Source organism: Pseudomonas sp. PVC-5-1 (assembly GCF_057444345.1).
The window spans coordinates 3,051,581-3,073,487 of sequence record NZ_CM172024.1; the positions used below are offsets into that span (position 1 = coordinate 3,051,581).

The window sequence follows — 21,907 nt, forward strand, 5'->3', positions numbered from 1 at the left end:
GGCGAGGTCAAAACCAAGGGGCGCATGAGCAACCCTTTAAATGTTGTTAATGGAGAGTTTCACAATGGCATTTGACGCGTATATCCAAATCGACGGCATCCCGGGCGAAGTACTGGATGCAAAGCACAAGGACTGGATCGAAGTGCTGGGCTACGAGTACGGCGCCACCCAGGCCACCTCGGCTACCGCCAGCTCCTCGGGCGGTGCGTCGTCCGAGCGTGTTGCCCTGAGCGACTTCAAGATCCGCAAGGCGGTCGACAAGGCTTCGGCCAAGCTGTTCGAACACTGCTGCACCGGCAAGCACATCGCCAAGCTGAAGCTGAACGTGAACCGCGCCGGTGGTGACAAGGTCACCTACCTGACCATCGACATGGAAGAAGTCGTGGTGTCCTCGGTGCGCTTCATCGCCGGTGGCAACCAGAACGGTGAAGACAAGGCTGTGAGCGACCTGCCGGTCGAAGAAATCAGCTTCAACTTCGCCCGCATCAAGACCACCTACACCCAGCAGAACCGCACCGACGGCCAGGCTGGCGGCAACATCGTCGGCGGCTGGGACCGCACCGCGAACAAAGTGTTTGCCTGATAACCTGCGTACCCGGGGGCCGCTACGGCGGCCCACATCCCACAGCGTGCCAGGTGACCTGGCACGCTGTTCATCTGCCATGACCAGAGTGTTTTATGCCTGAAATCCTCAATGACCTTTCGCTGGCAACGCTGACCGCACCCATCGAGGGTGGCAGTGGCGAAGACTTGAGCTTCTCTGCCTTGTTCGACCAGATCAAGGAGGCGCGCCGGGCAGACCCTGACTACCTGACCCAGGGCGACTGGCAAACCGACCTGAAGACCGCCGACTGGGAGCAGGTGGTCAACCTGTCGGCCCAAGGGCTGGCGCAGCAAAGCAAGGACCTGATGCTGGTAGCCTGGCTCAGCGAAGGGTTGGCCCAGCGTGAACATTTCGAAGGCATCACCTTTGGCCTTCGGCTGACCGAACAGGTACTGGAAGCATTCTGGGACACGCTGTACCCAACACTCGAAGATGGCCTGGACGAACGCGCTGCGCGGCTGTCCTGGCTGAAGACCACGCTCACCGACATTGCCGGTGGCTTGCCCATTACCCAAGGGCAGAATTTTGGCGTGTTGCGCTATGACGAATCACGCTATGTAGAAAACCTTGCCTTGCAGAACCCCAAGGCAATGCAGACCGCGCTGAACGAAGGCAAGATCAACGCCGAAATCTTCCAGCGCTCGGTGGCGCTTAGCGACACCGAACACCTGCGCACCAAGGCCCTGCAGATCGCCGCCAGCCTGGAGGCCTGCAAAGCCCTGCAAGCCAGTGCCGACCGCCTGTTCGGCCATGAGGCGCCCAGCTTTGCCAGCCTTGCCGACATGCTGTCGCGCGCCAGCCAGCTGGCTGAAAAACTGCTCAAGGACCGCGGTGTCGAACTGCACCCCGCCACTGTGGCAGCGGCAGAACCCGAAGCCACTGTTGCCCCCACCAGCGAAGCAGGTGAACCGATGAACACACCCGTCCAGGCCACCACGCCTGCGCCGATGCGCACGACGCCACTGACCCGCGACGAAGCCTTCACCATGCTTGCGGGTATCGCCCAGTTCTTCAAGCAGAGCGAACCGCAAAGCCCGGTGCCTTACCTGATCGAACGCGCCATCAAGTGGGGCAACATGCCGCTGGAAGGCTGGCTGAGCGATGTGATCAAGGACAGCAACGTGGTGGACAACATTCGCGACGTGCTGGGCACCCGCGAGCCAAGATCCTGATGCTGTATCGGCTACACCGGCTTGTTCGCGGGTAAACCCGCTCCCACCCAGGTTGTACGCGGTCCCTGTGGGAGCGGGTTTACCCGCGAAGAGGCCGGTACAGGCACCACAAATACTGCTAACGTGAGTGCTCTCAACCGCCAAGGACCGCTCAGATGCCGCCACGTTCACCCGCCCCCACCGGCTTCATTCGCGTTCGTGGCGCCCGCGAGCACAACCTGAAGAACATCGATGTGGATATCCCTCGCGACGCGCTGGTGGTATTCACGGGAGTGTCCGGCTCGGGCAAGTCCTCGCTGGCCTTCTCCACCCTCTACGCCGAAGCCCAGCGCCGCTACTTCGAATCGGTGGCGCCCTATGCCCGGCGCCTGATCGATCAGGTCGGCGTGCCGGACGTCGACGCCATCGAAGGCCTGCCGCCGGCCGTGGCCCTGCAGCAGCAACGCGGCACGCCGAGTGCACGTTCCTCGGTGGGCAGCGTGACTACACTGTCCAGTTCGATCCGCATGCTCTACTCCCGCGCCGGCAGCTACCCGGCCGGGCAACCGATGTTGCATGCCGAGGACTTCTCGCCCAACACCCCGCAAGGTGCCTGCCCGGAGTGCCATGGGCTGGGGCGGGTCTATGAAGTGAGTGAAGCGACCATGGTCCCCGACCCGTCGCTGACCATCCGCGAACGGGCCGTAGCGGCCTGGCCGATGGCCTGGCAGGGGCAGAACCTGCGGGACATTCTGGTGACCCTGGGCTATGACGTCGATACCCCCTGGCGCGACCTGCCCCAGCAGCAACGCGACTGGATTCTCTACACCGAAGAAACACCCACGGTGCCGGTGTATGCCGGCCTGACCCCGGCGCAGACCCGCGCTGCGCTCAAGCGCAAGCTCGAGCCGAGTTACCAGGGAACCTTCAGCGGTGCCCGGCGCTACGTGCTGCACACCTTCATGCACTCGCAGAGCGCGCAGATGCGCAAGCGTGTGTCGCAGTACATGCGCCCCAGCCCATGCCCGCAGTGCCAGGGCAAGCGCCTCAAGCGTGAGGCGCTGGACGTAACCTTCGCCGGCTGCGACATAGGCGAGCTGTCGCGGTTGTCGTTGCAGGCGCTGGCCGAGGTGTTCCGTCAGGTTGCTGCGCCAGGCTATCTGGAGCAGCACGACGGCAACCTGACCCTGGAAAAACGCCTCGCCGCGCAACGCATCGCCAACGAACTGCTCGAACGCATCGCCCCCCTGCTCGACCTGGGCCTGGGCTACCTGGCCCTGGAGCGCAGCACCCCTACCCTGTCCTCTGGGGAGCTGCAACGCCTGCGCCTGGCCACCCAGCTGAACTCGCAATTGTTCGGCGTGATCTACGTGCTGGACGAGCCGTCGGCCGGCTTGCACCCGGCCGACAGCGAAGCCCTGTTCGAAGCGCTGCGGCGCCTGAAGCAGGCTGGCAATTCGGTGTATGTGGTGGAGCACGACCTGGATACCATGCGTCGCGCCGACTGGCTGGTGGATGTAGGGCCTGCCGCTGGCGAGCATGGCGGCACCATTCTCTACAGCGGGCCGCCCGCCGGCCTGGCCCGGGTCGAGCAGTCATGCACCCGGGCCTACCTGTTCAGTACATTGGTCCAGGCCACGCGCACACCACGCCAGGCCCGCGACTGGCTGAAGCTCGAAGGCATCAGCCGCAACAATCTGCACGACCTCAGTGCCGCATTCCCGCTGGGTTGCTTTACCGCCGTCACCGGTATTTCCGGCTCGGGCAAGTCGAGCCTGGTCAGCCAGGCTCTGCTGGAGCTGGTGGGGGCGCACCTGGGCCATGCCGACCTGCGCAGCGAGCCTGAGGAGCAGAGCCTGGAAGATGAACCCGAACAGGCCAGCGGCGGGTTTGTCAGCGCCGGCCTTGGCAGCATCAAGCGCCTGGTGCAGGTCGACCAGAAACCGATCGGCCGCACGCCTCGTTCCAACCTGGCCACCTACACCGGCCTGTTCGACCATGTACGCAAGCTGTTCGCTGCCACCGAACAGGCCAAGGCACAAGGCTTCGATGCCGGGCGTTTCTCCTTCAACGTTGCCAAGGGGCGCTGCGAGAACTGCGAGGGCGAAGGCTTCGTCAGTGTCGAGTTGCTGTTCATGCCCAGCGTCTATGCGCCCTGCCCGACCTGCCATGGCGCTCGCTACAACCCGGAAACCCTGGCGGTGAGCTGGCAAGGCATGAACATCGCGCAGGTGCTGCAATTGACCGTCGACCAGGCCCTGCAAGTGTTCGCCGAGCAGCCAGCGGCGCGCCGCTGCCTGCAGGTGCTGCAGGACATCGGCCTGGGCTATTTGCGCCTGGGGCAGCCGGCCACCGAACTGTCCGGCGGCGAGGCGCAGCGCATCAAGCTGGCCACCGAGCTGCAGCGCATGGCCCGCGGGGCGACGCTGTATGTACTGGACGAACCTACCAACGGCTTGCATCCGCAAGACATCGACCGGCTGCTGGTGCAGCTCAACCGCCTGGTCGATGGCGGGCACAGCGTGGTGGTGGTCGAGCATGACATGCGGGTGGTCGCGCAGAGCGACTGGGTGATCGACATCGGCCCTGGGGCCGGGGATGCCGGGGGCCAGGTGGTGGTCAGCGGCACGCCGCAGGTGGTGGCCGGGTGTGCTGAAAGCCGCACTGCGGCGTTTCTGGCCAAGGCCTTGTAGCGCCTGCACCGGCCTCTTCGCGGGTAAACCCGCTCCTACAGGTACTTACACAGCTTGCAAGATCTGTGGTGACCCTGTGGGAGCGGGTTTACCCGCGAAGAGGCCAGCGAAGCACATGCAGAGATGCCGTCTTGCCATGATTGCGCCGCTCTAGCCCGTAGGTTCTAATCGCGCACGACCCGTTTGCCTTTGTCACTCAAGGAAGTGTCACCATGTACAGGAAGATCGTGCCGCTGGCGCTGTTGGCAACCCTGGCCGGTTGCTCGAACAGCGAGGAAACCAGCGAGGCCAGTTTCCGGAAGGCCGCCCAGGCCTACCTCGATACCCAGTACCCACACTGCTTCGTCATCAGTTCATTCCCCACCAGAACCCAGGACTTCGACGTCCATGGCACCAACAAGGCGTTGCATGCCCTGGCCCAGGTAGGTGTGGTCAGCGAAAAGGAGATCTCGCGCACCGAGGTGCCCGCCCGCCTGTGGCAAGCGGCACGCACGGACATCTACTACGCCTATGACCTCACCGACGAAGGCCGCAAGTATTACAAGGCAGATAACGGGCTGTGCTTCGGCAAGGCTCAGGTCACCGCGATCGAGCAGTTCAGTGAGCCGAGCGAGGTGACCGGGCAGAAGATGTCGAATGTGACCTATGCCTACAAGATCACCGGGTTACCGGCTTGGGCCGGGGATGACGGGGTCAAGGCCAGCATTGCCGAACTGGGCAAGGCGGTGGCCAGCAATGACGCACCGCTCAAGGAAACCCGGGCGATGGTGCTGACCAGCCAGGGGTGGCGGTTGCAGGAGAAATAGCCGTTTGCTTTACCGGCCTCTTCGCGGGCTCGCCCGCTCCCACAGGTGCACCACTGGTTTTGAGAGCTGCGCTGTACCTGTGGGAGCGGGCATGCCCGCGAAGAGGCCGGTACAAGCGGCTTACATCCACCAGGCCAGCACCACCGGCAACCAGGCAAACGACAGCACCGTGGAACACATCACCAGGTTCGCTACCTGCTCCGGCTCGCGGTTGGCGCGCACCGCCATCAGGTAATTGAACACCGCTACCGGCATCGCCGACTGCACCACCAGCACCGCACGCTCCAGGTTGCCCACGCCCAGCGCCGCACCTACCGCCCAGCCCACGGCAGCCCCCAGGCCAATGCGCAAGCCGCCCAGCAGCATGCCGCTGCCCACATGGCGCAGGCGAATGCTGGCCAGCGACACGCCCAGTGTCAGCAACATCAGCGGGATGGTCATGCCGCCCAGCAGGTCTGCGGTATTGGCCAGCCAGCGCGGCAACTCGAAATCGAGAAAGATGATTGGCATGGCACCGGCCAGGCTGATCACGATAGGGTTGCGCAGCAGTGCCTTGAACGAAGCCGCAGTACCGGAAATGGCCATGCCGAGGGTGAACTGGACGATCGACAGGGTCAGGAAGAACGCCACGGCCAAGGCCAGCCCGTGTTCGCCAAAGGCATAAAGGCTGATCGGCAGGCCCATGTTGCCGGTGTTGGGGAACATGAACGCCGGCAACAGCACACGCCAGTGCATGCCCGAAGCGCGGCACACCAGCAAGCCGGCCAGGGCCATGCCCAAGGTGCACAGCAGGCAGGCCATGGCCATGCTGGTGAAGGCGTTCGGGTCCAGCTCGGTGCGGCTGAGCGTGGACAGCACCAGCGACGGGGTGCCGACGGTCATCACCACCCGGGCGATGAATTCGGTGGGGTAGTCCAGGCCCTTGCGGGCCCAGGCATAGCCGATGCCGGCGACGATGAAAACCGGGGCCAGGACGGCGAACAGCGAAGCGAACATGGGGGCCTTCCTTGGGGGTGGGCCCCGCATTATGCCGCAGTCTTCGGGATTGCCGGGGCTGCTTTGCAGCCCAATCGCCGGCAAGCCGGCTCCCACAGGTACAGAGCCAAGCCTTGAGGTATCACCACCATGCGGGAGTAACTGTCTTGTGTTGCCTGTTCTGGCCTCATCGCCGGCAAGCCGGCCCCCACAGGTACTGCACAATGCTTGAGGTCGATGCAGTCGAGGTGGGAGCTGGCTTGCCGGCGATTGGGCCGCAAAGCGGCCCCGGGATGTCCGCCCAAGACGCATTCGTGTCGCCCACAGACTGCGGCGTCTCGTCGCACACCCAAGCCCCTTGGGCAAAACCGCGCAAGCCCGTAGAATCGCGCTTCCTTTTCGCCCGTCGCCTTGAACGGTGGCAACCGGCAACGTCGCATCCAGCCCAGGCACATCCGTGCAGCCACTCGGCCCCGTTCGGGTCGAGCCGGTGTGCGCGTCCGAAAAGGCGCTCATTCCGCTCATCCAACTAGAGGTACCTATGTCTCCGCGTTTGCTGGCCATGGCGCTGGCGCCCCTGCTCGGGCTGTTCATCATTGCCCTGGGCAACGGCTTCATGTCTTCCCTTACCACCCTGCGCCTGGGCGCTGCCGGCGAATCAGCCACCACCATCGGTGTGGTCTCCTCGACCTACTTCATCGGCCTGACCCTGGGTGCCATCTTCAACGACCGGCTGATCCTGCGCATCGGCCATATCCGCGCCTATACCAGCTTCGCCTCGCTGATCGCCGTGACCATCCTGCTGCAAGGCCTGTTCTACGACGTCACCTGGTGGTCGGTGCTGCGCCTGATCAACGGCTGGGCGGCAGTGGGCGTGTTCCTGGTGATCGAAAGCTGGCTGCTGCTAGCCGGGGACGCCAAGATCCGCGGCCGCTTGCTGGCGCTGTACATGATTGCCTTCTACGGCGCCGGGGTCATCGCCCAGGCCGGCCTTGGCGAAATCACCCAGATGGGTGACACCGCACCGTTCATGCTGGCCGGCGTGCTCGCCGCCCTGTCGGTACTGCCCATCGTGATCCTGCCGCGGGTGTCGCCACTGCTGGACCAGGTCGAACCGCTCAAGCCGCGCCAGTTGCTGGGCGTTGCGCCGTCGGGCCTGGTCGGCTGCTTCGGTTCGGGTGTGGCCATTGCCGGCATCTATGCCCTGCTGCCGCTGTACCTGCAGCGTATCGGCCTGGATGTGGGGGAGGTCGGCAACATGATGGCCTGGGTAATTCTGGGTGCCATGCTGCTGCAATACCCGGTCGGGCGCTGGTCTGACCGCAAGGACCGCCAGGATGTGCTGATCGCCCTGGCCGGGCTGTGCGTGCTGCTGTCGCTGGTGACGGTGTTCCTGCCGTCTGACTCGATCCTGCTGCCGGCCATGCTGTTCCTGCTGGGCGGTGGCGTGTTCACCCTTTACCCGGTGGCGGTCAGCCATGCGGCCGACCGCGCGCCATCGGATGCACTGGTGCCGATGATCCAGGGCCTGCTGCTGATCAACTCGCTGGGTTCGGCCATGGCGCCGGTGGCGATTTCGCCGATGATGACCGAGTTTGGCGAGGCCGGGTTGTTCTGGGCCTTTGCCGTGGTCAACCTGGCCATGGTGTGCTTCTTCATGTGGCGCCGAGGCAAGCGTCCGGCGGCAGAGCACCCGGCCCCGTTCACCGCTTCGACCACCTTCTCGCCGACCGGTGCCGAGCTGCGGGTGACCGAAGACCTGATGCATGCGGCGCAGGAGCACCCGCCGCTGGAGCCGGTGGAGAGTGCTGCGCCAGCGCAGGCGCAGCGTTCAGAATCGCATTGACTCCGGGGCTGCCTTGCAGCCCTTTCGCAACACAAGGCCGCTCCCACAGAAACCCCACCTGCTGAGTACCATACCTGTGGGAGCGGGCGCGCCCGCGAACACCGGCGCAGCCGGTGCCATCCACCGCGTCGCCTGCTTCGCGGGCATGCCCGCTCCCACAGGGACCCCACCTGCCGAAAGAATGCGCCGGACCTGTGGGAGCGGGTTTACCCGCGAACACCGGCGTAGCCGGTGGCATCCACCGCATTGCCCGCTTTGCGGGTGAACCCGCTCCCACAGGGGCCGCGCGGGTTTGTGGATCTGGCTTTAGCCATTCACCAGGTTGGCCGGGCGCTCACCAGCCAGGGCACTGAGCAGGTTGTCCACCGCACAGCGCGCCATGGCCTGGCGGGTTTCCTCGGTCGCCGAGCCGATATGCGGGGTCGCCACCACGTTGTCCAGCTGCAACAACGGCGACTGCGCCGACAGCGGCTCCTGCACGAACACGTCCAGGCCGGCGCCGCGTATGCGCCGGGCACGCAACGCTTCGATAAGCGCTTGCTCATCCACCACGCGCCCGCGGGAAATGTTCACCAGAATTGCCTGGGGCTTCATCAGCGCCAGCTCCCGCGCGCCGATCAGGCCTTCGGTGCTGGCACTCAGCGGCACGGTCAGGCAAACGAAATCCGCCTGCTGCAACAGCTCGTCCAGGCTGCATTGACGCGCAGCATGGCGCGCCTCCACCTCTGGCTTGGCACGCTGACTGTGATACAGCACACGCATGCCGAAGCCGGCCGCGGCGCGCCGGGCCAGGGCCTCGCCGATGCGGCCCATGCCGACGATGCCCAGCGTCTTGCCGTGCACATCACTGCCGAAATGCGCCGGGCCGAGGTTGGCCTGCCAGTTCCCGTCTCGCACCCAGTTCGCCAGCTCCACCACCCGCCTGGCGGTGGCCAGGATCAAGGCGAAGCCCGTGTCGGCGGTGGTTTCGGTCAGCACGTCGGGCGTGTTGGTCAACATCACGCCACGCCGGCTGAGTTCGGCGATGTCGTAGTTGTCGACACCGACCGAAACGCTGGACACCACTTCAAGCTGTGGCGCCAGGTCGAGCAGGCTGGCGTCCAGGCGCAGGCTGGCCCCCAGCAGCCCGTGCGCACCCGGCAAGGCATCGCGCAGACGGGCCAGGCCATCGGGCTGGGAGGTATCCACCCAGGTCACCTCGACGCGCTCTTGCAGGCGTGCCATCAAGTCGTCGGACAGGCGTTTGTACAGGACGATTCGCTTCTTCATTGCACAGGTTCCTAATGGTTCATAGCCAGACGCGAGTTGCCGCGCTTGGCCCGGCCAGATGTCTGGGAAGTATTGAGTGCGGCGGTAAGCGCCACTGCGGCCAGCAGCGCACCGCACATGAACAGGTAGGAGGCACCAGGCCCGCCGGTGACGCCATTGAGGTAACCCACCAGCCACGAGCCACCGAACGAGCCCAGCGCGCCCATGCTGTTGATCAGTGCCATGGCACCACCGGCGACGTTGGCCGGCAGGATCTCGGGCACGATTGCGAAGAACGGGCCATAGGGTGCGTACATGCAGGCGCCGGCGACCACCAGCAACGCGTACGACAGCCAGAAGTGCTCGCTGCCCAGGGCGTAGGAGCCATAGAACGCAACGGCGGCGATCAGCAGTGGCGGCCAGACGAAACGCTTGCGCTTCTGCAGGCGGTCGGACGCCCACGACACACCCACCATGCCCAGCACCGCCGCCAGGTAAGGTACCGACGACAGCCAGCCGGCCTGCACGATATCGAGGTTGGCCGCTTGCTTGAGGATCGACGGCAACCACAGCACGAAGCCATACACACCGATGCTCCAGCAGAAGTACTGCAGCGAAAGGATGATCACCTGCGGCGAGCGGAACGCCTCGCGGTAGTTCTTCACCGGCTTGATACCTTGCTGCTCGGCAGCCAGCGCCTGCTCCAGGGCGGCCTTTTCCTGCTCGCTCAGCCAGTTCACCTGGGCCGGGCGGTCATCCACCAGGCGCCACCAGAAGAACGCCCAGATGACGGCGGGCAGGCCTTCGATGATGAACATCCAGCGCCAGTCGTAATGCTTGACCAGGTAGCCCGACACCACCGACATCCACAGGATGGTCACCGGGTTGCCGAGGATCAGGAAGGTATTGGCGCGCGAACGCTCGGCGCGGGTGAACCAGTGGCAGAGGTACACCAGCATGGCCGGCATCACCGCCGCCTCCACCACCCCGAGCAGGAAGCGGATGGCGATCAGCATGTAGACGTTGCTGACCACGCCGGTGAGCGTGGCAAGGCCGCCCCAGAGTATCAGGCAGACAAAGATCAGCTTCTTCACACTGCGCTTTTCGGCATAGATGGCACCGGGCACCTGGAAGAAGAAGTAACCAAGGAAGAACAGTGCCCCCAGCAGCGAAGACAGTGCGGGGGTGATATGCAGGTCTTCAGCCATGCCGGAAGCGGCGGCGAACCCGTAGTTGGCGCGGTCCAGGTACGCCAGGCTATAGGTGAAGAACACGATCGGGATGATGTACCACCAGCGGCGAGGTGCCAGGCTTTGGCTTTGCATGGTTCGTTTCTCCTGAGCTTGTTGTTTTTGTTGCAACAGGTGTTTCGGGTCAAGTGTTCAGGCGCTTCTGCGCAGGTCGTGGGCTTGCAGCTCATGGCGCAGCGGCAGCCCTTCCATGTCGCCACGCGACTGCACGGCGCGGCTGCCGCACCAGTTGCCACGCGCCACTGCCTCGGCTACCGGGTGGCCCTCCAGCAGCGCACTGAGCACGCCGACGGCAAAGGCATCGCCGGCGCCAACGGTGTCCACCACCTGGCTGACCGGCACTGGCGCCACCTGGCCGTCGCCCTTGGTGCTGCGGAAGTAGGCACCGGCGTCGCCCAGCTTGATCACCACCAGTTCCACCCCTTGGTCGAGGTAGAACGCGGCGATGTCTGCCGGGGTGTGCTGCCCGGTCAGCAGGCGGCCCTCTTCCAGGCCTGGCAGCACCCAGTCGGCCTTGGCCGCCAGGGCATTGACTTCGCGCACCATGCTGTTTTGGTCAGGCCACAGCGAGGGGCGCAGATTGGGGTCGAACGAGATGCTGCGCCCGGCGGCACGCATGGCGTCCATCAACGCATGCGACAGCTCCCGGCAGCCGTCCGACAGCGCCGGTGGGATGCCGGTGGCGTGCAAGTGGCGAGCCTGCAGAGAGCCCGGGCGCAGCAACGCCGGCGACAGCCGGCTGGCCGCCGAGCCACGGCGGAAGTACTCCACCGCCGGGTCGCTGCCGTCATCGCAGCGGGCCTTGAGCTGGAAGCCGGTGGGGTAGCTGGCATCCACCTCGACGCCGGAGCAGTCCAGCCCTTCGCGGCGCAGGCTGTCGAGCACGAAACGGCCCAGCGAATCGTCACCCACCCGGCTCAGCCAGCGGACCTTGAAGCCCAGCCGCGCCAGGCCGATGGCCACGTTGCTGTCGGCGCCGGCAATGCGCTTGCCGAACTGGCCGACACTGGCCAGGTCGCCGGCCTGCTCGGCGACGAACATGGCCATGGTCTCGCCGAAACACAACACGTCATGCTCATGCATGGCTCTGCTCCTCACTCGATACGCCCTGCCCCAGCGCCGCCAGGTCGCGCACCTGGGCACGGGTCAGCGCCAGCAGATCGTCGCTCACCAGCGGGTACTCGACAGCACGCACCACGCCGGGGGTGAACTCGGCCATCAGCTCGGCCCACTCCTGCAGGTCCGCAGTCTCTGGCGGTACGGCAACCAGGCGCCCATCGGCCCGGCGCTGCACGGCCTTGCAGTGCACATAGCGCACCCAGCGGCCCAGCTGGCGTGCGGCATGTCGGACAGGCTCGCCCTGCCACTGCCAGTTACCGATGTCGAAAGTCATGCCCAGGGTCAGCCCGAGCTCGTCGGCGCGCTGGAAAAACTGCTGCAGGGGTTCGATCCGTCCACCTTGCGCGGTCTGGTCGTTCTCCACCAGCAGCAATGGCCCGTGCGCCGGCAACAGCGTCGCCAAGGCCGCGACGTCACAGCCCGCCTGGTAGTGGCCCAGGGAAACCTTGAGCGCGACCGCGCCGAGAGCGCGGGCAGTTTCCAGCTTTTGCGCCAATTGCGGGTCAAGTTCGCCTTGTGCGGTCCACAGTTCCAGGGGCGTGGAATACAGGCACTCCAGGCGCAGCGCGGCAATGGCTGCAGCCAGCGCTGCAGTGTCCGGCGCACAAGTGAACAGTTCTTCGCGCAGCTCCACGCGGGTAACGCCGGCGGCAGCCAGCAGGTCAAGGAACTGCTGCTGGCCACGTTGCCGGACAAAGTCGGCACCGTAGCTGGAGAGGCTGATGGAAACGGGGTTCGAGTGCATTGTTTTTGTCCTTATGAAACCGGTTTCATTTTTTTGATGACAGCAGGCACGCAGGTGCCTGCCTGTGATTACTGTGGCTGGGTTGAACCTCGGATGATCAGCTCGGCCTTGAAGTCGATGCGCCGGGCTGCCCCGCTGTCACCGCGCAGGCGGCCAAGCAGGCTCTCGAATGCCGCCACGCCGATTCGCTCGGTGGGCTGGGCCAGTGCAGTGATGCCGCTGCCGACCAAGGGGTACCAGTCGAGGTCGTCGAGGGCGATCAGCCCGACGTCCACGAACAGATTGCGCCCTGCTTCGTGCAGGGCCCGGGTCACGGCCAGGGTGGCGACACCGTTGAAGGTAAAGATGGCCTGCGGGCCATGGCCGTTGGCGGCGAGGAACGCAGCCAGCTGCTCATCAAGCCCGGTGCCGGTCTCCAGCACCTGTTGGCGCATACCGGGCCGACGGCTGACCGAGGATCCGAACGCCTGTACTCGCTCCAGGCGCGAGCTGGTGCCATCGAGGGGTTCGGTTACCGCCAGGATGTCGCGGTAGCCTTGAGCTTGCAGGTGGTCGAGGGCCTGCTCGACCGCGTCGGCATTGTCCAGGCCAACCAGGTCGACATTCAGTTCGGGCAACTGGCGGTCGACCAGCACCATGGGGATGTCGCGCTGCAGGTTGAGCAATTCGCCGGGGTGATGGCCAAGCGTGTTCACGATCAGCCCTTCGACGTTGTAGGACTGCAGGGCCACAAGATGGTGACGCTCCTGCTCGTCGTCGCGGTTGGTGTTGCACACCACCAGGCTGTAGCCATGCTGGCGGCAGGCTGTTTCCACGCCATGCATCACGGCCACTGAATAGGGGTTGAGGATATCGGCCACCAGCATGCCGATCAGGCGCGTCTGGCCGCGCTTCAGGCCACGGGCCATCTGGTTGGGGCGGTAACCGAGGCGCTCGATGACCTCTTCCAGGCGCTTGGCGGTGGCTTCGGCGAGCAACTGGCGGTCACCGCCGATGTAACGGGAGACGGTGGCCTTGGAAACGCCAGCGACACGCGCTACTTCGCTGATGGTGACCCGTTCGCGGGCATGGGCAGGCGCGTCGGTCATGGGCTGTCCTTATGATTGTTGTGATAGCGATGAAACCGGTTTCAATACAGCAAAATCGCACGCGTTCGTCAACATGCCGTTGGTCGGGAGTGCGATATCCATGCGTAGTAAATGCAATAAGAATTCTATTTAACTAACTGATAAATAAAGAAAAGTAAATGCAAAACCCTGTGGGAGCGGGTTCACCCGCGAATGCGATTTTGAATGTGCCGACGCATTCGCGGGTAAACCCGCTCCCACAGTGGATTGGGGGTGCAGACAGAGGGATGCAGTTAACGAAGGGATTTCACGTCACTGACAGTGACGGCACTGCCCTGGTTACCCCAACTGGTGCGAATGAAGTTCACCACCTCGGCAACCTCCTGGTCACTCAGGCGCCAGCCGAACGCCGGCATGGTGAAGTTCGACGGTGCCGCGTGCGTCGCTGGCACCGTGCCCCCCGCCAATACCACGTGAATCAGCGATGTGGCATCCGCCGTCTGAACCACCGGGTTGCCGGCCAGGGCCGGGAACACGCGGGTATAGCCCTGGCCATCGGTACGGTGGCAGGCCGCGCAATTGTCGATGTACACCGCCGCTCCGGGCTTGCTGTCGTCACCCTTCCATAGCGCATCCGCCACCTGTTTGTCGTACACGTGCGGCTGGTCGTCAGGGTTGCTCGGTGGCAGCGTCTTCAGGTAGCGGGCGATGGCGGTCAGGTCGGCGTCGCTCATGTGTTGCATGCTGTGCTCGACCACGTCGCTCATGCCACCGAACACGGCGCTGCGGTCGCTACGGCCAGTCTTGAGAAACTGCACCAGCTGCTCTTCGCTCCAGCTACCCAGGCCGTCCTTGTGGTCGCCACGCAGGTTCTTGGCAATCCAGCCTTCCAGCGGTGCACTGCCGGCCAGGAACTGCTCGCCATCCTGTGGGCTCAGTGCCTTTTCCTGCATGGTCAGCGCCCGCGGTGTATGGCACGCACCACAGTGCCCCAGGCCCTCGACCAAGTAGGCACCGCGGTTGACCACCGGGTCGGCTGCCGCCGATGCCTGCCAGGGCTTGGCCTCTGGCGCGAACAACCCGCGCCAGACCGCCAGCGGCCAGCGCATGCTCAGCGGCCAGGGGATATCGGTGGCCTTGTTCGTCTGCTCGACCGGTTCCACGCCCTTCATGAAGTAGGCATACAGCGCCTGCATGTCCTGCTCGCTGACGCGCGCATAGGACGGGTATGGCATGGCGGGATACAGGGTGCTGCCATCCTTGCCGATGCCCTTGCGCACCGCCTGGTCGAAGTCTTCGAAGCTGTACTGGCCGATACCACTGGCCGCCGGGGTGATGTTGGTGGAGTACACCGTGCCGATCGGTGTCTCCATCGGCAGCCCACCGGCGAACGGCTTGCCGCCCTTGGCGGTATGGCAGGCGACGCAGTCGCCGGCGCGGGCCAGGTACTCGCCCTGGCGCACCTGCGCATCGTCATTCGGCGCAGCCTGAGCAGCCACGCTGGCACCCAGCAGGGTTGCTATCAACATTGTCTTCATGCGCATCGCTCCTCAAGCCTGAACCAGCGGGCCAGGGTTTTTCAGGTACTGCTCGCGGATGGCGCGGGCCGACCAGTAGGTCAGCGCAGCCACCAGCCCGGTCGGGTTGTAGCCCAGCCCTTGGGGGAACGCCGAAGCCCCCGGAACGAACACGTTGTGCACGTCCCAGCTTTGCAGATAGCGGTTCAACGCACTGGTCTTCGGGTCGGTGCCCATGATCGCGCCGCCGTTCAGGTGGGTGGTCTGGTAGCTGGCGGTGTTGAAGTGGTCCTTGACCTTCTTGCCCAGCACGGCAATGGTCTTGGGGTTCATCGCCTGGGCGATCTTGCTCAGCTTGTCGACCATGAACTGGTTCATCCTGATGTCGTTTTCCTGCCAGTCGAAGGTCATGCGCAGCAGCGGCTGGCCATAGGCGTCGCGGTAGGTCGGGTCGAGGTCCAGGTAGTTGCCACGGTAGGACTGGTGGGCACCATGCGCGTCCATCGACACCTGGTGGGTGTAGTAATCGGCGGTGGCCTTCTTCCAGGCGCTGCCCCAGGCCGGTGTGCCAGGCGGGGTGGCGCCGCCGGCAATCGGCCGTGTGCCGGCCTGGTTCACCCACATCGGCGAGCCACCGACGAAGCCGTGCGGGCCATGGTCGAAGTTGTCGGCGTTGAAGTCATCGATGGCGATGCCGTTGCCACCGGCGCCGATGAAGTTGTTGGTGTAGGTGTCCTTGTCGAAGAACGCCTTGACCGTGCCCATGTTCTGGTAGGCGAAGTTACGCCCGACCACGCCTTCGTTCCTGATGGGGTCGTACGGTTTGCCGATGCCGGACAGCAGCATCAGGCGTACGTTGTTGAACTGGAACGCCGCCAGGATCACCAGGTCCGCCGGCTGCTCCACTTCCCGCCCCTGGGCGTCGATGTAGGTGACGCCGGTGGCCTTGCGCTTGCTGTCGTCCAGGTTCACCCGCAGCACATGGGCGTTGGGCCGCAATTCGAAGTTCGGCACCTGGCGCAGCGCCGGCAGGATGTTCACGTTGGGCGAGGCCTTGGAGTACATGTAGCACACGTAGCCGCTGCAGAAACCGCAGAAGTTGCATGGCCCCATCTGCGCCCCGTACGGGTTGGTGTACGAGCCAGAGGTGTTGGCCGAGGGCAGGTTGTAGGGCTTGTAGCCCAGGCTGGCCGCCGCCTTTTCGAACAGCCTGGCCGACACCACGTTTTTCTGCGAAGGCAGCGGGAACGGGCTGGAACGGTCTGGCGCATAGGGGTTGCCGCCCTTCCCTTCGCCAACGACCTGGCCGTTGACGGTCCAGGCCTGGCCAGAGGTACCGAACACCTTCTCGGCGAAGTCGAAGTGCGGTTCCAGTTCTTCGTAGCTGACCCCGAAGTCCTGGATAGTCATGTCTTCGGGGATGAACTTGCGCCCGTAGCGTTCTTCGTAGTGGCTGCGCATGCGCAGTTCCATCGGGTCTACCCGGAAGTGCACGCCCGACCAGTGCAGGCCTGCGCCACCTACACCTTTGCCCGGCAGGAAGGCACCGAGCTGGCGATTGGGCAGCGCCACGTCGTTCATGCCGTGGCGGATGGTGACGGTCTCTTTCGACACATCGACGAACAGCTTCTTGCGCACGCTGTAGGTCAGCTCGTCGATCACCTGCGGGTAGCTGCCTTCCGGGTAGGTGTCCTGCATCGGCCCCCGCTCCAGGGCCAGCACTTGCAGCCCCGCCTCGGTCAGTTCCTTGGCCATGATCGCGCCGGCCCAGCCGAAGCCCACGATCACCGCGTCCACTTTCTTCATCACGGTCGTCATGCCTCAGGCCCTCTCGCCACGGATCGAAACAGCGGGGAACGGGTAAGGCTCGTTGCGCTCGACCCAATCCATGAAATCGGCACGGGCGCCGGGGAAGCCGATCTGGGTCCAGCCGACCATGCCTTTGTTGCCGCCATGGATCGGGTCGCAGAAGAACCCTTCACGGGTGTTCTGCACCAGCAGGCTGAAGAACACCTTGGCTGGCACGGCGTCGAAAACCAGCTCTCCAGCCTCGATTTTGCTGAGAATGCGGTCTCGGGTAGCGCTATCTTGCGCAGCAAAAACTTGCCCGGAATTGGCCTTGCACCAGCCATCCACGGCGGCGATGCCCAGGCGGTAGATCTGTTGCGGGCTGAGTTGCAGCTGGTACCCCAGTTCGGGCGCGGCGTCGGCCTTGAAAGGGCCTTGCATGTACCACTGCGCGCCAGTTGCGTAGGGGGTGTTCATCTGCCGGTCGATGAATTCGGCAGCGCCGGCTTCAAGTGCGCCAGGGCCAAGTTCGTCGGCCGGGATGATGCGCGAGACGGCAGCCTGCACGAAGGCCCACTCCTCGGCAGTGAAGAAAGTCGGCTGGTAGTTGCCTGCTGGCGGCGTGGCCGGCACTTTGGGCTCGTGTTGCGGGGCCGCAAGCAGCTGACTGGCACCCACGCCAAGCCCCGTGCTGGCCACTGTGACCACAGGGATCAAGGTCAAGGTCTTGCGCAGAAAGTCCCTGCGCGGGTTGTCGGGGGCATGCTCAGGCATTGCGAATCCTCATCGGCTGTGTGCGGCCTTGAAAAGCGCCATCTGATTTTCAATATGGGGGGGTGGTCTTGATAGGCCATCAAGAAAACAGCCGGATAATCTAGCGCGTTCAGAAATGTTTTGAAACCGGTTTCATGCCGTGCTTGCCTGCCATGAAAGATGCTCCTAAGCATATGCATCCAGCCAAGGGTATTTTTCACACTAAGGACGCTTTGAGCTGCATCTTCAGATTCTGAAATGCACAAAAGAAGAATCTTCCTACGATCGCATCGGACGTTTCGGGATTCCCGATAGATTGATTCCTGGTTTACGTTCGGGCTTCAGCCAAATGCCTGCGACTAGCCGCGTGGATACTCCATGCCACCATGCAGCGATGGCGCGCCGACAAACGAGGATTAAGGATGTCCGATGAGCCCGATGTAACTGTGAAAACACTACACAGGAAGATAAAGCCGGTCCTGCTGGAGGATATCCAAAGGAACCCGCTACCTCGCTCCAGCACCGAATCTGGGCAAGCCATGGATCTTCCTGGCTACTCAGCCGACCCGGACTTCCAGCTACGCGGTGGCTTCGCCAACCTGATGCTCGACGCGGCCAACCCGCTGTTCGGCCTGGTCATACGCCTGCGTACGCTGGATGACCTGCCCAACATCGAACATGTGCACAAGACCCTGCAGATTCAGGTCAGCACAATCCGCGAGGAAATACAGCAGCACGGTTATTCCTCTGTGCACCTCGAAGCCTATTCCTATGCCTTGTGCCTTTACCTGGACGAGGCCGTGATGAGTCGGCCCTGGGGAACAATTCGTGCTGGAGCCACGAACCGCTGCTCAGCATCTTCCATGGCGAAACCCAGGGTGGCGAGAAGATCTTCGTGTTGCTGGAGCGGTTGATGCAGTCTCCGGAGGCGTTCCAGGATGTGCTGGAGTTCCTGTACTTCTGCTTTTGCCTGGGCCTGAAGGGCAAGTACGCCCTGGACCCGAAATGCGATGAAATCATCAACGCCCTGATTTCGCGGATGCACAAGGTCATTCGTGCACTGCGCGGCCCCACGCCGGAATTCCCGGGCGATCCCTATACCAACGTGGTCCATCGCCCCCACCGTATGCGGCGTCGGGAATGGCCCTGGTGGAGCCCGTTGGTGATCTCCGCCATCGCCATGGTCTGCGCCTACTGCTACTACAGCTACCGCCTGAGCTTGATCACCGCCGAGGTGCTGGAGTCGCTCAACGGCATTTTGCAGCAGTAGCAAAGGGGATCCGCATGCCTAGCCAATCCGACTTGCGCTTCACCTTCCAGCCGCTGGCTGGCCAGATTGACTTCGAGGTGGTTTCGTTCGAACTCGACGAAATGATCAGCTCACCGTTCCAGCTGAAACTGGAATTGATCAGTTTTGAAGACGAGGTCGACTTCGGCCAGTTGCTCGACCAACCAGTGCTGTTCACGATCTGGCGCGGTGAGCGCCCCCTGCGCTATGTGCACGGCCTGGTCAGCAGTTTCAGCCAGGGTGAGACGGGGTTCTATCGCACCCGTTACCGCGCATTGGTCGAGCCCGTGCTGGCCCGTGCCGGCTTACGTTCGAACTGGCGCATCTTCCAGCAGAAGACCGTGCCGCAGATTCTCGAATTGATGCTCAGGCGCCAGGGCATTGCCCGTTTCGAAATCAACAGCATGGGCGAGCATCAGGTGCGCGAGTTCTGCGTACAGGCCGGTGAAACGGACCTCGACTTCATCGCCCGCCTGGCGGGGGAAGAGGGTTTCGTCTATCGCTTCGAGCACACACCGAAACACCATCAGCTGGTCATCACCGACCGACTGCTGGCGCTGGGGCAGATCAGCCGAAGCGCGATCAAGGCCGACGACGAGGATGAAGACTTCTTCGACGAAGACGACATCGGCCCCGACCAGGTGCTGTACCGCGCCAACAGCGGTGGCGACCAGGCCAGGCCTTGTCTGCGCCGCCTGCGTTACAGCGAACAGGTGCGCACTGCACGTCAGGTGCAGCGGGACTACACCTTCACCAACCCGCAGTACCGGCAAGAACACCGCGCAGGTGACAGTGGCATCACCCATCAGTCCCGGGACTACGAGCGCTTCGACTACCCCGGCCGCTACAAGCGCGATGCGGTCGGAGTGCCCTTCACCGCCACGCGCTTGACGGCCCTGCGCCATGACGCCCGTATTGCCGAAGTCGAGGGTGACGATGTGCGGCTGCAACCGGGGCTGAGCTTCACCCTCATCGAACATCCGCGCAAAGACCTCAACGCCCATTGGCGTGTGATGCGTGTACATCACGAGGGCAGCCAGTTCACCAGCCTGCAAGAAGAAGCTGCCGGGGCCGAACAAGGAACGCGCTACTCGCAGGAAGCCGTGCTGGTGCCCGGCCGCATCGAATGGCGTCCGGCGCCACTGCCCAAGCCACGCATCGACGGCCCGCACATGGCCACGGTCGTCGGGCCGCCCGGGGAAGAGATCTACTGCGACGAGTGGGGCCGGGTCAAGGTGAGCTTCCCCTGGGACCGGGAGAGCGAGAACAACGAGTTCAGCTCCTGCTGGGTGCGCGTGTCACAAGGCTGGGCAGGCGGCAGCTGGGGCTCGATGGCCATCCCGCGCATCGGCCAGGACGTGATCGTCCAGTACGTCAACGCCGACCCCGACCAGCCGATGATCACCGGGCGTACTTATTGCGGCGACCAGCTGCCGCCGTACGACCTGCCTGAACACAAGACGCGCATGACCATCAAGAGCCAGACCCACAAAGGCGATGGTTTCAACGAGCTGCGCTTCGAGGACGAACTGGGACGACAGGAAGTCTTCATCCACGCAGAAAGAGACCAGAACAACATCGTCAAACATGATGAAACCACGCAAGTCGGGAACGACCGCACCGAGCGTGTCGAAAGGGATGAGACCCTTTCGATTGGCCAGGACCGCCGGGAAGAGATTGCCCGGGACGAGTCCGTCAATATCGGCCAGGACCGGACCCACCAAATAGGCAACGACGACACCCTGACCATTGGCCGGACTCATACCATCATCACCGGCCTGGACCGGATCGAACAGGTCGGCAACCACCGCCAGGACCTCACCACAGCCAATCACACGGTAGAAATTGGCGGTCACCTGGAACAGAGCGTGGCCGGTCACAAAACCTTGCAGACCGGGGAAGCCATCCGCCACACAACCAAGGTCTATGACATCCAGGTCAGCGAAAGCCTGACTATCAGGAGTCCGGCCGGGTTGCTGCGCATAGATCGTGCCGGTATCACGTTGGACGGACTGGAACTGGCCTTCAAAGGTCCTGTGAGTCAGCAGGCCAAATGCAACCAGCACATGACATCGACCTTCGGCGTACCAGAGCCCGGCGAGCCCATTTGCCTCAGCTGCTTGCTGAAAGCGATCGCGGATGGCCACAACATGATTCGCATGGAAGGAGCAAGCTGATGCCAAGCCCATTTATCAGAACTATGGTGGAGGTGCTGCGTACCTCCGACCGCTATCGTCTGAGCGCGATCGTGGAAATGGCCAAGCTGTCACCCAGCGTGCAGGAAAAGTTGACCCGGCACTATGAGGATCGCTGCTGGCCACTATTGCAACAAACCCAATTCCACAATCTGCGAACAGCAGGCCCTTGGCTGTTCGGGTCGCGGCTAGGCGCCGATGTGTCGGCCCAGTACGATTTTCAATGGCAACTCGAACAGCTTGCTTCGGGCGCGGTTTGCGGCTGGATCGTCAGTGCGTTACCAACTGCCCAACTTGCCCGGCATCTTAGCCACGCCAACATCGTGACGGGAGCAGACGGCCATTTGTACCTCCTGCGTTTCCACAACGCTGCAGCTTTGCGAGTGCTGGATACATATCGTGAGCTGCCAGGGATAAGCGAATGGCTAGCTCCCATCCATCACTGGTGGTCGCCTGTAGCGCACCCGAACAAGCGGTTGTGGCTACAAGTATCCGGTGCTGATCAGCCTCCGCCCCTGCACCTCCCACAAATCACGCTAAACGAAGACTGTTGGGCTGAATTGGCGGGAGACCCGCTGAGCTATCAACTTGCCGAGTTGATCAAGGACGAGCCGTCCTGTGCGGCCTTGGCCACTGCTTGCCACGGAACAAGGGTTGGTTTGATCCAACACTACCTGGATCAGGCGCGAGAGCAAGGCTTGGACCGTGAGGAAGACCTCATCAGCTATGTGCTCATACTAGCTCGCCACGGCGAACAACTCAGTAGCTCGCAAGCCTGGCAGGACGCGATTGTCGCAACACGCGAACAGCAAACATCCCTGATGGACAACGTGCAGCGATGCCTGCGCGCCAAGAATTGAGG

The 21,907-nt window shown here is 63.5% G+C and carries 16 protein-coding genes and 1 pseudogene; 8 read left to right on the forward strand and 9 right to left on the reverse strand.

Annotated elements, in window-relative coordinates:
- Positions 1-64: 64 nt before the first annotated feature.
- The 4 genes from AC2T3R_RS13900 to AC2T3R_RS13915 all read left to right on the forward strand — a co-directional run bounded on the left by AC2T3R_RS13900 (position 65) and on the right by AC2T3R_RS13915 (position 5,254).
- Positions 65-583 carry an Hcp family type VI secretion system effector gene (locus AC2T3R_RS13900; protein ID WP_013972759.1) on the forward strand — a complete coding sequence of 173 codons (519 nt, stop codon included), beginning with the start codon at positions 65-67 and terminating at the stop codon, positions 581-583.
- Between the two features lie 95 nt (positions 584-678).
- On the forward strand, positions 679-1,776 hold the full coding sequence (tssA, locus tag AC2T3R_RS13905) for a type VI secretion system protein TssA (RefSeq protein WP_003260519.1): 1,098 nt from the start codon (positions 679-681) through the stop codon (positions 1,774-1,776).
- A gap of 155 nt (positions 1,777-1,931) precedes the next feature.
- On the forward strand, positions 1,932-4,448 hold the full coding sequence (uvrA, locus tag AC2T3R_RS13910; RefSeq protein ID WP_486743794.1) for an excinuclease ABC subunit UvrA: 2,517 nt from the start codon (positions 1,932-1,934) through the stop codon (positions 4,446-4,448).
- Between the two features lie 212 nt (positions 4,449-4,660).
- On the forward strand, positions 4,661-5,254 hold the full coding sequence (locus AC2T3R_RS13915) for a hypothetical protein (protein ID WP_486743795.1): 594 nt from the start codon (positions 4,661-4,663) through the stop codon (positions 5,252-5,254).
- A 120-nt stretch (positions 5,255-5,374) separates the two neighbouring features.
- On the opposite strand, the gene AC2T3R_RS13920 is transcribed toward AC2T3R_RS13915, so the two are convergent.
- On the reverse strand, positions 5,375-6,250 hold the full coding sequence (locus tag AC2T3R_RS13920; protein WP_410952414.1) for an AEC family transporter: 876 nt from the start codon (positions 6,248-6,250) through the stop codon (positions 5,375-5,377).
- 520 nt (positions 6,251-6,770) lie between these two features.
- Between AC2T3R_RS13920 and AC2T3R_RS13925 the strand changes: the two genes are divergently transcribed.
- On the forward strand, positions 6,771-8,075 hold the full coding sequence (locus AC2T3R_RS13925) for an MFS transporter (protein ID WP_023663517.1): 1,305 nt from the start codon (positions 6,771-6,773) through the stop codon (positions 8,073-8,075).
- Between the two features lie 306 nt (positions 8,076-8,381).
- Here the strand turns inward: AC2T3R_RS13925 and AC2T3R_RS13930 are convergent, their stop codons facing one another.
- From AC2T3R_RS13930 to AC2T3R_RS13965, 8 genes are all read right to left on the reverse strand, one after another.
- Positions 8,382-9,344 (reverse strand): 2-hydroxyacid dehydrogenase, encoded by a 963-nt coding sequence (locus AC2T3R_RS13930; RefSeq protein ID WP_015270505.1) that lies wholly within the window; start codon positions 9,342-9,344, stop codon positions 8,382-8,384.
- An 11-nt stretch (positions 9,345-9,355) separates the two neighbouring features.
- A complete protein-coding gene (locus AC2T3R_RS13935) occupies positions 9,356-10,648 on the reverse strand; it encodes an MFS transporter (RefSeq protein ID WP_025339275.1) in 1,293 nt (430 codons plus the stop codon).
- A 57-nt stretch (positions 10,649-10,705) separates the two neighbouring features.
- On the reverse strand, positions 10,706-11,656 hold the full coding sequence (locus tag AC2T3R_RS13940) for a sugar kinase (protein WP_486743796.1): 951 nt from the start codon (positions 11,654-11,656) through the stop codon (positions 10,706-10,708).
- Positions 11,649-12,437, reverse strand: a complete 789-nt coding sequence (locus AC2T3R_RS13945) for an AP endonuclease (RefSeq protein ID WP_410952410.1) — start codon at positions 12,435-12,437, stop codon at positions 11,649-11,651. Before AC2T3R_RS13945 ends, AC2T3R_RS13940 begins: the two co-directional genes overlap by 8 nt.
- Before the next feature lie 68 nt (positions 12,438-12,505).
- Complete coding sequence (ptxS, locus tag AC2T3R_RS13950; protein ID WP_410952409.1) at positions 12,506-13,525, reverse strand: transcriptional regulator PtxS; 1,020 nt, start codon at positions 13,523-13,525, stop codon at positions 12,506-12,508.
- Between the two features lie 272 nt (positions 13,526-13,797).
- Positions 13,798-15,042: a c-type cytochrome gene (locus tag AC2T3R_RS13955; protein ID WP_486743797.1), complete on the reverse strand. Its 1,245-nt coding sequence runs from the start codon at positions 15,040-15,042 to the stop codon at positions 13,798-13,800.
- 12 nt (positions 15,043-15,054) lie between these two features.
- On the reverse strand, positions 15,055-16,839 hold the full coding sequence (locus AC2T3R_RS13960) for a GMC family oxidoreductase (protein ID WP_015270510.1): 1,785 nt from the start codon (positions 16,837-16,839) through the stop codon (positions 15,055-15,057).
- Positions 16,840-16,842: 3 nt separating this feature from the next.
- Positions 16,843-17,583 carry a gluconate 2-dehydrogenase subunit 3 family protein gene (locus AC2T3R_RS13965; RefSeq protein WP_047933478.1) on the reverse strand — a complete coding sequence of 247 codons (741 nt, stop codon included), beginning with the start codon at positions 17,581-17,583 and terminating at the stop codon, positions 16,843-16,845.
- A gap of 401 nt (positions 17,584-17,984) precedes the next feature.
- On the opposite strand from AC2T3R_RS13965, the pseudogene icmH reads away from it, so the two are divergent.
- From icmH to AC2T3R_RS13980, 3 genes and pseudogenes are all read left to right on the forward strand, one after another.
- Positions 17,985-18,832, forward strand: a pseudogene (gene icmH / locus AC2T3R_RS13970) (type IVB secretion system protein IcmH/DotU).
- A gap of 14 nt (positions 18,833-18,846) precedes the next feature.
- Positions 18,847-21,027 (forward strand): type VI secretion system Vgr family protein, encoded by a 2,181-nt coding sequence (locus AC2T3R_RS13975; protein WP_486743798.1) that lies wholly within the window; start codon positions 18,847-18,849, stop codon positions 21,025-21,027.
- Positions 21,027-21,905: a DUF4123 domain-containing protein gene (locus tag AC2T3R_RS13980; protein ID WP_486743799.1), complete on the forward strand. Its 879-nt coding sequence runs from the start codon at positions 21,027-21,029 to the stop codon at positions 21,903-21,905. The genes AC2T3R_RS13975 and AC2T3R_RS13980 overlap by 1 nt, the downstream gene beginning before the upstream one ends.
- The last annotated feature ends 2 nt before the right edge of the window (positions 21,906-21,907 follow it).